The following is a 13,250-nucleotide window of genomic DNA, read 5'->3' as shown; positions in this document are numbered from 1 at the left end:
GATGATCGCCACTTTTCCCGGCTGTTCAAAATTCCCGAGCCACCTCTGTGTTGGACTACATCGAAATGTTCTATAACCCGAAACGCAAGCACGTCAGGAGCGGCGTGCTGTCGCCCGTCGAGTTCAAAAAGCAGCAGAAAATCTAACCCGAGGGTGTCTACGAAACTCTGGGATATTCAAAGGGCTGGTGCCCCCATCACCCTCGAATAGCTGCAATTCTGCTCAGCATGCATAGACATTTCAAGATGGATGCCGAGATGTCTTCTCTCTAGCGAGGCCGCGTATTAGATCCAACATAGGCTTTTCGAATAGTCGCCAGCATAAAGATCCTAGGGCTGTTGTAATTGCAGTAAAAAGGAAAAAGAACATTGTCCAGGCTGTCCAACCTGAAAGCGGTAATTTGTCGAGAATAAGCAAAATTGGCCAATGTACTAAATACGTGAAATAAGAATATTTCCCAACTATTCTGAGGACTTTTCCCGAGAAGATCCTTTCCATCGGTGCGCTCGTTATAGTTGAAATGATGAGGCAGCCGTAAAATGTGCTTATCGCCACATAGCCCCACTTTTGAATAAGAGGATTCATGTAATGCGAGGTCCCGGCATAGAGTATCAAAACGAGCAGCGACGCTGCTGAAAAAACTAGAGCGGCTGGTGCAAGGGCCCGGTATTTCGATATCGATGGGAGCCAAAGCGCCAATAACGAGCCTATGGCCAATCCATCGAAGTGGAAAAGTGTGAAATGGTATATCGCCTGGGGATCGATGTGTCCGACTAGAAAAAGGCGAAAAACAACTAAAACTAGGTAGCAGAGTGAAATTATAGACTTTGCGGCCTTCGTACTAAAACGCAAAACAATAATTGGCCATATCAAATAGAAATGCTGTTCTATCGCGAGCGACCATGCGGGTCCTAGTATGATGTTTGCAGAATCGTTGTTTAATTTGAGTATGTCAGAGAAATTACTAATATAAAACCAATATACAAACCAATATTCCCGATAGTTTTGGAGCGGGTTCGCTGCCTCGTTGGGGAGCGGCAAAAACGACAAAAGAAGAAATCCTGTCAAAACGAGAAAATATAGGGGGGCAATACGGGCTGTTCGATTAAGGAGGAAAATCCTATAAGTGCCGCCTTCTGATCTAGATTTTGCGAGAATTGACGTGATCAAAAAGCCCGATAAAACAAAAAACAGTTCAACTCCAGACCAGCCAAATATGAGAATTCCCGAAAAAATTGGGGACGCGTTAATGTTAGGGCCTCTGTAGTAACAATGAACCGCTATCACTAGCGCGATTGCCAATCCACGCAATCCGTCGAGCGCGGGAATATGGTTATACGCTGGATTGATATCTCTCCCCGCCATCTAAGAATTCCCCTTCCAAAAATGAACCCAGGCGTTTCTAAGTGGAAATGTGCTGTGTTTGCAAACCATATTTTCCTAAGCTCATGTTCGATTTTATCATTTACGCAGTCTACACAAGTACGGTAAGCCCACGGTGAGGGCCGTATTGCGAGCTTGATGCGAACATTGGAAGTCCTAGTGCAAACACTAGGAGTAGTCCTATGACGAAGCATCCGATTGAAGTGATCACGTCTGTCGAGCGCCGTCGGCGCTGGTCTCGCGAGGACAAAGAGCGGCTTGTTGCAGCCTGCCTTGAGCCCGGTGCGGTTCTTTCCGAGATTGCCCGTGCGGCCGGCATCCACGTGAGCCAGCTCTTTCGGTGCCGCAAGGAACTCTGCCGGATCAAGGAGTCGTCGCTTCAGGTGGCGAACACCTTGGTGCCTGTGATCGTGTTGGAGGCCGCGCCGGCAGTCCAGCCCGCCGCCTCAGAAGCGCCAGTTTTGCCGCAACCCCGTCGGAAGCGTAGCGATGTGACGATTGAGATGGGCCGCGGTCGCCGTGTCCGTGTGGACAGCGGCATCGACACGGAGGCGCTCGGTCGCATTCTCGAGTGTGTGCTGGGTCGGCGATGATCCCGGTCCCCGCTGGTGTGAAGGTCTGGCTGGCGACAGGCCATACAGACATGCGCAAGGGTTTCCCTGGTCTGTCACTGATGGTGCAAGAGACGCTGAAGCGCGATCCGATGTGCGGACACCTGTTCGTCTTCCGCGGTCGTGGCGGTGGCCTGATCAAGGTCATCTGGCATGATGGCCAAGGAGCCTGCCTGTTCACGAAGAAGCTGGAACGTGTGAGAGCGGCGGTGCAAAATTAGTCCACGGTAGCGGCGGGATAGTCCCGCCTCGGGCGGCGTAAAAGTCGGCCACCTATTTTCCCTTCTGCGACGCATGCAGGAGGGCTGGGGATTTATACCGTGGAACTTTATCTGAGGGTTCGTCTGGCTTGTTCTGAAGGAATGAGCCGGCGTCAGGCTGCAAAGCATTTCAACATTTCGCGCGACAGTGTTTCCAAGATGCTGTCCTATTCGACGCCACCCGGCTATCAGCGGCAATCACCGATCCGGCGGCCGAAGCTGGATGCGTTTATTCCGACGATCGAGCATTGGCTTGATGAGGACGTGAAGCTGCCGCGCAAGCAGCGCCATACGGCCAAGCGGGTGTTCGACCGGCTTCGTGACGAATGCGGGTTCACCGGCGGCTACACGATCATCAAGGACTATATTCGTGAGCGGGATCAGCGTCGCCAGGAGGTGTTTGTGCCATTGGCTCATCCACCGGGCCATGCGCAGGCCGATTTCGGCGAGGCGATGGTGGTGATTGGCGGCGTGGAGCAGAAGGCGCATTTCTTCGTGCTCGACTTGCCGCATAGCGACGGCTGCTACGTGCGGGCTTATCCTGCGGCGGTGGCCGAGGCTTGGATCGACGGCCACGTCCATGCGTTCGCCTTCTTCGGCGCAGTGCCGCAATCGATCGTCTACGACAATGACCGCTGCCCCCCTCTCGGGCATGCAAGCATGCCCTGCCGGGCAAGGTGTTGCGAAGATCCTGCCCGATGGCGCCCGCAAGCGCGCGACGCTGTTCAGCGGGTTTCTGTCCCATTATCTGATCCGGGATCGTTACGGCCGTCCCGGCAAGGGCAACGACAAGGGGAATGTCGAGGGTCTCGTTGGCTACGCCCGGCGCAACTTCATGGTTCCGATTCCGCAGTTTGCTACCTGGGACGCCTTCAACGTCTGGCTGGAAGAGCAATGCCGCAAACGCCAGCGCGACAGACTGCGCGGCGAGAGCGAGACGATCGGAGAGCGGCTGCAGCGTGATCTTGCTGCCATGCGTGCGTTGCCGGCCTCTCCATTCGATGCCTGCGACCAGGCGAGTGCGAAAGTCACGGCCCAGTCGCTGGTCCGTTACAAGACCAACGACTATTCCGTGCCGGTCGCCTACGGCCATCAGGATGTTTGGGTTCGAGGCTATGTCGACGAGGTGGTGATCGGTTGCCGAGGCGCGATCATCGCTCGCCATCCCCGGAGCTGGGAACGGGAAGACGTCGTCTTCGATCCCGTGCATTACCTGCCGCTGATCGAGCAGAAGATCAATGCGCTGGATCAGGCAGCGCCCCTTCAGGGCTGGGACCTGCCGGAAGAGTTTGCTACGCTGCGCCGACTGATGGAAGGCCGCATGGCCAAGCATGGCCGGCGTGAGTATGTGCTGGTCCTGCGCCTGCTGGAGAACTTCGACCTTGCCGATTTGCATGCGGCGGTGACGCAGGCCCTGCAACTTGGGGCGATCGGCTTCGATGCAGTCAAGCATCTGATCCTGTGCCAGGTGGAACGCCGACCGCCGCGACTGGACCTGTCCATCTATCCCTACCTGCCGAGGGCGACGGTCGAGACGACTTCGGCGAAAGCCTACATGCGCCTCCTGTCGTCGGATGCGGGAGAAGCGGCATGAGCACCGAAGCGCCAGATGCGCCCTCTGGGATCCTTCTCGCACACTATCTCAAGACCCTGAAGCTGCCGACATTCCAGCGTGAGTATCAGAAGCTGGCCCGGCTGTGCGCCACCGAAGGCGTCGATCATGTCGGATACCTCACTCGGCTTGCCGAGCGGGAGATGATCGAACGGGATCGCCGCAAGGTCGAACGCCGCATCAAGGCGGCCAGGTTCCCGGTCATCAAAAGCCTCGACAGTTTCGACTTCGCAGCCATCCCCAAGCTCAACAAGATGCAGGTGTTGGAACTGGCGCGTTGCGAGTGGATCGAGCGGCGGGAGAACGTGATCGCGCTTGGGCCCAGCGGCACGGGCAAAACCCACGTGGCTCTCGGTCTCGGCCTATCAGCCTGCCAGAAGGGCCTGTCTGTCGGCTTCACGACAGCGGCCGCCTTGGTCAGCGAGATGATGGAGGCACGTGACGAGCGAAGGCTGCTGCGGCTCCAGAAACAGATGTCCGCCTACCAGCTTCTCATCATCGATGAACTGGGCTTTGTGCCGCTGTCGAAGACCGGCGCGGAATTGCTGTTTGAGCTGATCTCCCAGCGCTACGAGCGTGGCGCCACCCTGATCACCAGCAATCTTCCATTTGACGAATGGACGGAAACCCTGGGATCGGAGCGCCTGACCGGCGCTCTGCTCGACCGTATCACCCACCATGTCAGCATCCTCGAGATGAACGGCGACAGCTATCGTCTCGCCCAAAGCCGCGCCCGCAAGGCTGGCTGAAACCCCTCAAAAAATCGCCGCCCGCGCATGAGACCCCCGCTCGGGCTACGCCCTCCCGCGGGTCTCATGCGCGGGCCAAGGTGGCCGACTTTTGCGCCGCCGCGTGGCCGGTTTTTACTCCGCCGTTGACAGTAGAGAGGCAAGTCCGACGGCTGGCGTGATCGATAGCCAGAGCGTCAAAACGGTAATTAAGCGCGGAACTTTGACCCCTTTCGGCGCGGAAGAATGACCCCAGCTGTTGCAGACTAACATGCTGAGCGACTTTGTTTTTCTTTAGAGCGCCTGGGGTCACCATTCGACGCCTATAGTGGGGTCAAAGACCGCGCCGAAACACACGCGCAGAAACCAACACCAGGAAACCAGGCGACAGAGTCTCGTTGCGCGGGCCTCACTTGCTCACAATTGTGTTGCTAAGCCTATGCGAGCGGCAGGCTTCTGATGGTGCCCGCCGAGTAATTCTGCTAAAAGCCAAGCAAATGCCCGTGGCTACCCCATACCACATAGTCAATCCTCTATTCCCGAATGTTCCGCCATAAAATCCGTAGGCCAAGGTGCCAAGAACAATAGTACAGCCAAGGACATGAAGAAACATCCTCTCAGATATGTCTGAAGCCGATGACTTTCTCAAGCTGAATACTGAGAAAATCGCAATGTAAAACTGCCAGAGTAAAAGTGGCATGCCACCTAGCAGTCCAGCGACAAAAATCATGCTTATATGCTGATTATGGCCAAATCCGTTACCAGTCTGAATTCCATCACCGCCGCCAAGATCGCGCTCGAGCCAATAACTGCTTTCTCCGTATAAGCCATTGCCAAGGAGAAAATTGCGTTCAATGCCGTCTATCATTGATTCAATTTGGCGCTGTCGTGTAAGCGACGTTGGATCGACACCAACTCTTTCAGACGCAAACAACCGTGTTGACCAGCGCTCCAGTACCGGCGCGCCCATAAACTGTAGCGTTCCAAGGCTAGCAATGATTAATAGCGCTGGGATAAACAGTCGCTTAATATTTCTAAAATATGCGTAGCCTCCCAAAAGCAAACTAAATGCCATTTGAATTGCGAGCACCAACACCCAGGTCCGCGTGACGGATAGAGCGATGACACTTGTTGCCAGCGCCGCGCATATTATCTCTATTAATTTTAATCTATAACGGAGAAATAATGGCACGTAGCTTAGACAGACTAATATTGACGAGCCTATTATCTCATATCTAGTGGAATTTACGTCTATTCCACCCTGAAAAAGTAATACTATTAATATATTCGTGATGAGAAAACTAAGCGCGACGAAAGAGAGGCCGGCTCGAAATTTATCGAAACTTGGTTGCAAGTTTATTAAGAGTAAGTATGTGGAAACAACTGAGGAAGAATATATTAATATCGTAATCGAATTTCTGAATAGTCCGTATGTGTCGTTATTTTGCACTATTCCTGAAATAAGACCACAGATTATGAATATGATAACTGCGAAGAGGAAGAAAGCTAGATCAATTATTCGTTTTTTGGGTGTGTACGCATAAAACACAACGCTAGTTGCCATGTATAGAGCCAGGAAGATTGCCTGAATTGCTGCCCCTTGCCCGGCACCTTCGCTGCGGAAGTCAAACATCCATGTGGCTATCGAAAGAAAATATGTATAAAACATAACATTCTGACATTTGTTTTTTGATTTTATTCCTCGCATGGGCGTGTTTCCGATCTTGTATGGATATTTATTGTTTATATTTAAGAAATATTCTTAAAATAGTTTTTTGTACAAAGAAAATGTCTTTTTTATCGAGAATCCTTCTTTTTCCCGTTCAATTAATCCGGTTCTTAGGTTTTCTGTCACTAGGCTTCTTAGTGAATTTTCATCGGTTGGTGGGATGAGGTGAACGCCGGGGCAGTCCTTAACAAAAGAAAATGCGGCTATATCAGATGCCACCACGGGAAGGCCGCTGACCAGAGCCTCCAGCATAGCCACGCTATGAGCTTCCGCTAAGGAGGGCATAACGAACACATCGGCTGCTGCCAATAATTCGTGAACATCGTCTCTACTGCCTAAAAAAGATGTAAATGCGGCTAATCCGTCGCCCTCAATCTCTCTGCGGAGCATGCTTTGATACGCTTTGTTTTCCGTCAGGCCAACGTACCATAACTCAATGTTCAAATCTTCGAGAACGCCTCGCAGCGCTTGGTAACTGAGATGCTGTTGTTTGACGGGGGCGATCCGCCCCACTTGTATCACGACTTTTTTTGTGTCGGGGATGCCTAGCTTTTGCCTAATATTTACGCGATCTAGGTTCTCAAATTTCTTCAGGTCAATTCCGTTCCGAATTACATGCACGGGGACGTTTTCTCCAAAACGTCTAATGTAATTTTTTTTTCCTTGATCCGATACGGCAACCACTGCATCGATGAAAATGCGGGATAAAAGTTCACTAAGATGTAAAGCTTTACCTCCGTAATCGTCGTTACTTGCGCTATGCAACACTGAAACAAATTTTGACTTTGGCTTTCTAAAGGAGTTCGCAAATCTGCCATAAAAAGAGGGCAGCACCGAATGACCGAAAATGGTGTCTGGCAGAAAGGCCGAAATCGATTTGCGATAATGCATAAGTCGCTGGGATCGCGTCAAAGGGTGGTCGGGGAAATACAACTTTACGCCGGCCTCTTGAAGGTGCCGCCGATCAGCTTCGAAAGGAGTTTCGCATGGCGCGAAGGAAGCGATAGCAGTCGGGACTCCCTGCTCCATACCTATAAGGCTCAGATCCCGCACCAATGACTCCGCTCCAGAATGTCGTGGGGTATGAATTAGATGAAGAATCCTAGGGCCGTTTTCCATGTTTTGTTCTCGTATCATTTCACGCCCGAGCGGATCAGATTTCTAACCGCGATTCTGGATTTATCAATAATCTCGTAAACCCCTGACCTAGACGGCAAAAGCGATAGATCCGCGTTTCTCAAGTTCATCATTGCCGACATGATCGATCCAATGCTCAGCCCTAGCATGATCATGACAACGATGCCATGTTGCAGACCAAGTTGGCCAAAACACCAAGCTAGGCTGGGGCCGATGAAGCTGGCTACTCCGTGCCCGACAATATTCCAGGTGATGGAACCGCGGCTGACCCCGAGAAGATAAGCTGGAGTACAAACAACGTTACAGAACCAGCCTAACCCAAAGACTGCAGAGCAAAAGACGAAATAATAATCAATTCGATTCAACAACAAAAAACTCGCCATTGGCGAGAAAAGTACTGCCCCGCCCAGAATCGTGGCAGCAGAAACGAAGACGGTGGCAGTCGCCTTTTCGTATAGCGGTTTTACGGTTTGTCCGTCCGCATTCTCCAGATATGCGAAAGCTGATACCAGATTCTGAACCGGAGCAACTACCACATGCCGGAATTGAAGAATGTATCGATAACTCATTTCGTAAAGCCCGAGAATATGTAACCCTCCCACGAGAGAGATGACATACTTTGACAGTGGCTCGAAGAGAAATGAGATAATATTTGCAAGTTGTAGTTTGACGCCAAACTGAAATAGTTCTTTGAGGGCGGCAACTCCAAATCTGCGCGGCACGACATCGGCGATTGAGGAACCAATCAGCTTCACGACAAGTAAACGCCCCGCGACCATCGCCAGAGCATATTGGATGATTTGCGCCCAGGCGAGGCCCTTTAGGCCATGTGTTGACAAAAGCCAGACAGCAAAAAAAAGCTGCATTAGGTTGGCAATTATAGCCACCTTTGATTTGTAGTCTGCGCGCTGTGCCCCAACCAGCCCAGAGACGGTGACGGAGAAAAGATTGAGACAAACGAAAGATGTCAGCGCATAGGGCAACAACTCGATCGCGTCTTTCGCTGCTCCGACATCAACCGCAGTGAGAATTGCATATTGAAGTGGAACGTAGAGACCAACGGCAAAAACGCAGTATAGTCCCGCATTTACAATCAATGCGGTATCCATATATCGCAACGCGAGAGGCTTGTCATTTCTCGACAGTGCAATGGCGACGAAGCGACCAAGACCAGCCGCTGCGCCGATGTCACCAAAACGCGCCAATGACGTAGTTGCCAGGACAAGCGACCACAGACCGAGCTTATCGACGCCGAGTTCAATGGCGACGTATCGATATAGGACAAACATTGATAGCCCTGAGATGATGACCTCTAGCGCTGACCAGACTGCATTGCTTCTCAAATTCAGGTTCATGTTAAATTGGGCCTGGTATCAAGAGGGCTTTTGTACAACGCCGGGTCAATGCCGAGCATTGCCAAAATTGTCCTCACATCTCTCCTTCTAATATCCTCGATCTTTTTTCCCAGTGCGTCTTGATCAATTTGAGGTGGTTTCCAACTCGACAATAAAGTGGCAGCGTCGGGACTATGATCATAAGGCAGAGGTAGGTTTGGATGCCCTATCTCATCTGCAAGCAAATTCATGTAGGAGCCGTCGCGAACGATGCTCGGCTTTCCCAATTGAAAGGCGCGTCCTAGTATCCCGGAAGATTGGTTGTAGGCCGGACTGTAACAGCTCCAAATACAGTCAGCCGCAACATAAAGCGTTGCGAGTTCGTTGTCCGATATATAGCGATCCAATATTACCCCACCTGTTTCCGCTATTTCTGAGGCAATAGATCGGAGCCCTTCAGCCACTCTTCCTGCAGCCACAAACAGGAATTTTTCTCGAATAGCTGGGTTGGACAACCAGATTCTTGCAAAAAACTCGAATCCTTTGTCGGTATTTTGTGCGCCAAGAGCCACACAAATTTGGCGCCCTTTTGCTTTGTTGATAAGAATCTCCGCTAATTCATCGATGTATTTTGTTTCAGGCAAGTAAGGAATGTCCCAAAATTGTGGATCATAAATCCAACCGTTTGATACTTGAGAGAAGCGTTGATCGATGGAGTGAGGCATAATCGTCACGATATTGTACAGTTTGGAATTTGCTGCCAAGCTGAACAGAAGCCTCTTTATCTTATATTTAATACTGTCAGTCCGAAAGCACTCTCCGGTTCTAAAGAACAAGCCAGCAGTCCGTCTCAAGAAAGGTAAATTAATAAAGCCAGAAGCAAAAAACGATCGAAGATCTTCGTCGATCATCAGAAAAAAATCTGTTCCATAACGAGAGGTGTGATTAAGTCGATATTCCTCAAGTATACGTTCGAAAACAGAGATGAATGCAGATCTGTGTCCGTCGTTTGATTTTGAAATGAACCTAACTTTATCCATGCGCAGCGCTCGGGGATTTCCTTGATGAATAGTCCGACGTTTCTACCAACTCAAAGAGGCCGTTGTAGATTTCGCGAGCGGCCTCCGAAGGGCTAAAAGAGGCTATGTGGTCAATGCAGGTTTCTGCGAGATTTGAGGTTCCATCCCTCATTGCCTGTACAGCAAGAATACCCTTGAGCAGATCATCCACATTGTCGCATTCGAAGGCATACCCCGTTTTGCCTTCGATCACCAGTTCTGGCACGCAGCCGCACCGCTGGCTGACGATGACTGGACATCCGTAGGCTAGAGCCTCATTGACTACCAGTCCCCAGGGTTCACTCTGGCTCGGCAGCACTAGTGCACTGGCGGCCAAATACTCTGCCCAAAGCGCATCGCCCGATTTGCCACCAACGAAATCGACATTGCCGATGATCGCCATCTCTTCGGCCAGTTGCTGGAGTTCCTGCTCCTCTGGCCCTTTACCTACAATTACCAACCTTCCCGAACCGTGAAGCTGGAGAAAATTCTTGAACGCCTTCAACAGCGTGTCCACTCGTTTTTCGAGTGCAAGCCGACCGACATATAGCAGACGCACCTCACCGGGATCTTGAGCTATTCTTGCGGCCACCACGGTGGCAGGATCATAGTTCCGAGGCAAAGCTGCGGCCTGCCGGCGAAAGCGAATCTTGCGGGCCGGCATGCCGTAATGCATGAGGTATTCCTTAGCGCGGACACCATAGCAAAAAACCGCGTCGGCAAGGCGGAAAAAGAACCGCTTGGCCAGCCCCTTGAGCAGTGTCTGTTCATTGTCGTAAATGGTCGAGTCGCAAAAAAATACCACTTTCTTACGACGTGCCTTGAGTATGAGGAGTTGAATCCAGTATTCTGGCCGTTCGAAGCCGGCGAGAGCGATTATGTCGGCGTCAGTCTTGAATGCTTCCCTAGCAACGCGACTGATTAGCGTTTGGCGTGGAATGGCGGAATATGATCCCCCGAACAGTAGTTTGTAGGGATAGCCGTGCCACTCCTTCTCAACGCCGGATAGGCCGACCCGATCGGAATCGGTTTCTGCGATCTGGTAGATTTTGAGATCTACGTCGTTTTCAACGCTAATCCGGTGCAGTTCGGTGAAGACCACCGCCTTGTAACGGGACCATAGAATGTTATGCCAAATCTCCACCTTCATGGGAGTGCTCCCTGAGCATCGAGTGTTTGGTTCTGCAGGCGCACCAATTGCGACAATGCTGCGTCTTTGGCGAGGGTGAACGCGAGCTTCTTAATTTTTTCTGGATAGTGCGGAAGCCTGCCTTCTTGAAGCGCTGTTATCGCGTTCACCAGAGCCTCGACATCACCAGTTTGTACGAACACTGCAGCGTCGCCGAGGAATTCATACAGTTCCGTGCCGCTGTCTGCTGTGACGACAATTTGCTTTCCAGTCGCCAGCATCGCTCCTAACTTGCTTGGCAGAACGAGGTCTGCTGCTCCTTTTTCCTGCATCAACGCGTGAAGGTCTGCGCAGTTAAGAAATTCGTTCAATTTTTGGTGAGGTTGGAACGGCAGAAAGCGGACATTGTTGAGATTGCCGTATTTTTCTATCAAATCTAATTTCACCGGCCCCTCGCCGGCAATTATAAACTTAATTCTCGCATTAGATTCGAGTTTTTTGGCCGCTTCAAGAAGTATATCCAACCCCTGCTTTGCTCCGATGTTTCCGGAATAGAGGACTACGTAGTCATGTGTGAATAGGTCCAATTGCGTGCGATAAGCGTTTTCCCCGGCAAGCGGAAATATGTGATCGAGATCTACCCAATTGCGAACTAACGTAATCCGCTTGCCGGAACATCCCTTTTCCACGAGTTTATCCGCCATCTTGCCTGAAATCGTGATTACATGGTTGAACCGCTTCAATACCGAGCGTTCGAAGGCGGTTCCAAGCCTTTGCAAAAGTTTGGATCGGTTCAGATGACCCATCGCGAAAGCGGCATCCACTTCGAGGTCTTGAACGTGAAGTAGGGTTCGAGCACCTACGATCCAGGAGGCAAGCTGCGCTACCGGCGCCGCGAATAGAGTTGGCTCAACACAAAAAACAGTTTGTGGGCGTAGTGTGATAATTTTCCAGAATACGACTGGCGCCGAACTCACAGCGAACGACAGTGGCGCTAGCAAGCGCCAGATCCCCTTCATCTTCCGGCGCAACAACAGAGGTGTCCGGTTCACATGGACATTCTCCTCCCGGGATTTCGAAAAGCTATTTTTGTATCCTTCCTGAACTCGCCATCCCGGATAGTGGGGGGGGGTCGTCACGACGTGAACATCGGCCCCTGCCGCTGCAAAATGACCAGCGATCTCTCCGGTATATTTACCGACCCCAGCTATTTCTGGCGCATAGTTCATTCCATAGATCACTATGCGCTGCCCAGATAGGGGCAATTCACTTTTTTGGCTTGGACCCGGAGCGGTTTGAGCGGACCAATTACCCTCAGCCATGGACAGCACCGCCTACATGTTCAACCTTGTTGGCGAGGAACCACTGATAGACGCTGGCGACACCCTCTTCGAGGCCGATTTTCGGCGCCCAGCCGGTGGCGCGGAGCTTGTCGGCGCTCATCAGCTTGCGCGGCGTGCCGTCGGGCTTGGAGAGGTCGTGGACAATCTCGCCCTTGAAGCCGACGACATCGCAGACCAGCTTGGTGAGGTCGAGGATGGTGATGTCCTCGCCCGAGCCGATATTGACGTGACCGGCCTCCGAATGCGTCTTCATCAGATGCACGCAGGCGTCGGCGCAGTCGTCGACATGCAGGAATTCGCGGCGCGGCGTGCCGGTGCCCCAGACAGTGATCGACGGCGCGCCCGAAAGCTTGGCCTCATGCGCCTTGCGGATCAGCGCTGGCATCACATGGCTGGAATTGAGGTCGAAATTGTCGCCGGGACCGTAGAGATTGGTCGGCATGCCCGAAATGAAGTTCGCGCCATGCTGCTTGCGATAGGCGTCGCAGAGCTTGATGCCGGCGATCTTGGCGATGGCGTACCATTCATTGGTCGGCTCGAGCGCGCCGGTCAGCAGAGCATCCTCGGTGATCGGCTGCGGGGCGAACTTCGGATAGATGCAGGACGAGCCGAGGAACATCAGCTTCTCGACGCCCACCTTGTGGGCGCCATGGATGATGTTGGCCTCGATCATCAGGTTGTCATAGAGAAAATCGGCCGGATAGGTGTCGTTGGCGAGAATGCCGCCGACTTTGGCCGCGGCGAGAAACACCGCGTCCGGCCTGGTCTTCTCGATCCAGGCGGTGGTGGCGGCCTGGTCGCGCAGATCGGCGTCCGCGCGCGAGGCGGTGACAACCTCGGCGCCTTCCGACGCCAGCCTTCTGACGATGGCGGAGCCCACCATGCCGCGATGGCCGGCCACCCAGACCTTCTTTCCGCTGAGCGAA

At 52.3% G+C, this 13,250-nt stretch carries 10 protein-coding genes and 2 pseudogenes; 5 read left to right on the top strand and 7 right to left on the bottom strand.

The genetic code is table 11. The annotated features are described in order from the left end of the window. Positions 1-47: 47 nt before the first annotated feature. The 5 genes and pseudogenes from E8Q41_RS22840 to istB form a co-directional block, all read left to right on the top strand. A pseudogene (locus E8Q41_RS22840) lies at positions 48-146 on the top strand (IS3 family transposase); the annotation flags it as partial. A 1,419-nt stretch (positions 147-1,565) separates the two neighbouring features. Further along, positions 1,566-1,976 carry a transposase gene (locus E8Q41_RS22830; RefSeq protein WP_137157873.1) on the top strand — a complete coding sequence of 137 codons (411 nt, stop codon included), beginning with the start codon at positions 1,566-1,568 and terminating at the stop codon, positions 1,974-1,976. Beyond that, complete coding sequence (gene tnpB / locus E8Q41_RS22825) at positions 1,973-2,215, top strand: IS66 family insertion sequence element accessory protein TnpB (RefSeq protein WP_137157872.1); 243 nt, start codon at positions 1,973-1,975, stop codon at positions 2,213-2,215. Before E8Q41_RS22830 ends, tnpB begins: the two co-directional genes overlap by 4 nt. A 141-nt stretch (positions 2,216-2,356) precedes the next feature. Continuing rightward, positions 2,357-3,848: pseudogene (istA, locus tag E8Q41_RS22820) on the top strand (IS21 family transposase). Beyond that, positions 3,845-4,615, top strand: a complete 771-nt coding sequence (gene istB / locus E8Q41_RS22815; RefSeq protein ID WP_137157871.1) for an IS21-like element helper ATPase IstB — start codon at positions 3,845-3,847, stop codon at positions 4,613-4,615. Before istA ends, istB begins: the two are co-directional and overlap by 4 nt. Before the next feature lie 388 nt (positions 4,616-5,003). Here istB and E8Q41_RS22810 read toward each other — a convergent pair whose 3' ends face one another. The 7 genes from E8Q41_RS22810 to E8Q41_RS22780 all read right to left on the bottom strand — a co-directional run. Then, on the bottom strand, positions 5,004-5,690 hold the full coding sequence (locus E8Q41_RS22810) for a hypothetical protein (RefSeq protein ID WP_137157870.1): 687 nt from the start codon (positions 5,688-5,690) through the stop codon (positions 5,004-5,006). 666 nt (positions 5,691-6,356) lie between these two features. Beyond that, positions 6,357-7,442, bottom strand: a complete 1,086-nt coding sequence (locus E8Q41_RS22805) for a glycosyltransferase family 4 protein (RefSeq protein WP_281405315.1) — start codon at positions 7,440-7,442, stop codon at positions 6,357-6,359. A gap of 14 nt (positions 7,443-7,456) precedes the next feature. Beyond that, positions 7,457-8,815, bottom strand: a complete 1,359-nt coding sequence (locus tag E8Q41_RS22800) for an oligosaccharide flippase family protein (RefSeq protein ID WP_137157868.1) — start codon at positions 8,813-8,815, stop codon at positions 7,457-7,459. Then, a complete protein-coding gene (locus E8Q41_RS22795) occupies positions 8,812-9,705 on the bottom strand; it encodes a hypothetical protein (protein WP_137157867.1) in 894 nt (297 codons plus the stop codon). Before E8Q41_RS22795 ends, E8Q41_RS22800 begins: the two co-directional genes overlap by 4 nt. Positions 9,706-9,826: 121 nt before the next feature. Further along, positions 9,827-11,002, bottom strand: a complete 1,176-nt coding sequence (locus E8Q41_RS22790; protein WP_137157866.1) for a glycosyltransferase — start codon at positions 11,000-11,002, stop codon at positions 9,827-9,829. Next, the gene (locus E8Q41_RS22785) at positions 10,999-12,303 is read right to left on the bottom strand and encodes a WcaI family glycosyltransferase (RefSeq protein WP_137157865.1); all 1,305 of its coding nucleotides are present in this window, start codon (positions 12,301-12,303) and stop codon (positions 10,999-11,001) included. Before E8Q41_RS22785 ends, E8Q41_RS22790 begins: the two co-directional genes overlap by 4 nt. Continuing rightward, positions 12,296-13,250, bottom strand: a 955-nt coding sequence (locus E8Q41_RS22780) for a GDP-L-fucose synthase (protein ID WP_246660299.1), incomplete at its 5' end; no start/stop codon positions are given. The genes E8Q41_RS22785 and E8Q41_RS22780, both read right to left, overlap by 8 nt.

The sequence above is a fragment of the Rhizobium sp. FKL33 genome (genome assembly GCF_005222915.1).
In the GTDB taxonomy this organism is placed as follows: domain Bacteria; phylum Pseudomonadota; class Alphaproteobacteria; order Rhizobiales; family Rhizobiaceae; genus Rhizobium_E.
The sequence above is the reverse complement of the archived record's forward strand: the minus strand, read 5'-3'. Positions and strand labels throughout refer to the sequence as shown.

Bases quoted from the DNA above. Each gene is read 5' to 3' on its own strand.
- E8Q41_RS22795 (WP_137157867.1), bottom strand. From the start codon at position 9,705: ATGATCGACGAAGATCTTCGATCGTTTTTTGCTTCTGGCTTTATTAAT.
- E8Q41_RS22790 (WP_137157866.1), bottom strand. From the start codon at position 11,002: ATGAAGGTGGAGATTTGGCATAACATTCTATGGTCCCGTTACAAGGCG.
- E8Q41_RS22805 (WP_281405315.1), bottom strand. From the start codon at position 7,442: ATGGAAAACGGCCCTAGGATTCTTCATCTAATTCATACCCCACGACAT.
- E8Q41_RS22830 (WP_137157873.1), top strand. From the start codon at position 1,566: ATGACGAAGCATCCGATTGAAGTGATCACGTCTGTCGAGCGCCGTCGG.
- tnpB (WP_137157872.1), top strand. From the start codon at position 1,973: ATGATCCCGGTCCCCGCTGGTGTGAAGGTCTGGCTGGCGACAGGCCAT.
- E8Q41_RS22785 (WP_137157865.1), bottom strand. From the start codon at position 12,303: ATGGCTGAGGGTAATTGGTCCGCTCAAACCGCTCCGGGTCCAAGCCAA.
- istB (WP_137157871.1), top strand. From the start codon at position 3,845: ATGAGCACCGAAGCGCCAGATGCGCCCTCTGGGATCCTTCTCGCACAC.
- E8Q41_RS22800 (WP_137157868.1), bottom strand. From the start codon at position 8,815: ATGAACCTGAATTTGAGAAGCAATGCAGTCTGGTCAGCGCTAGAGGTC.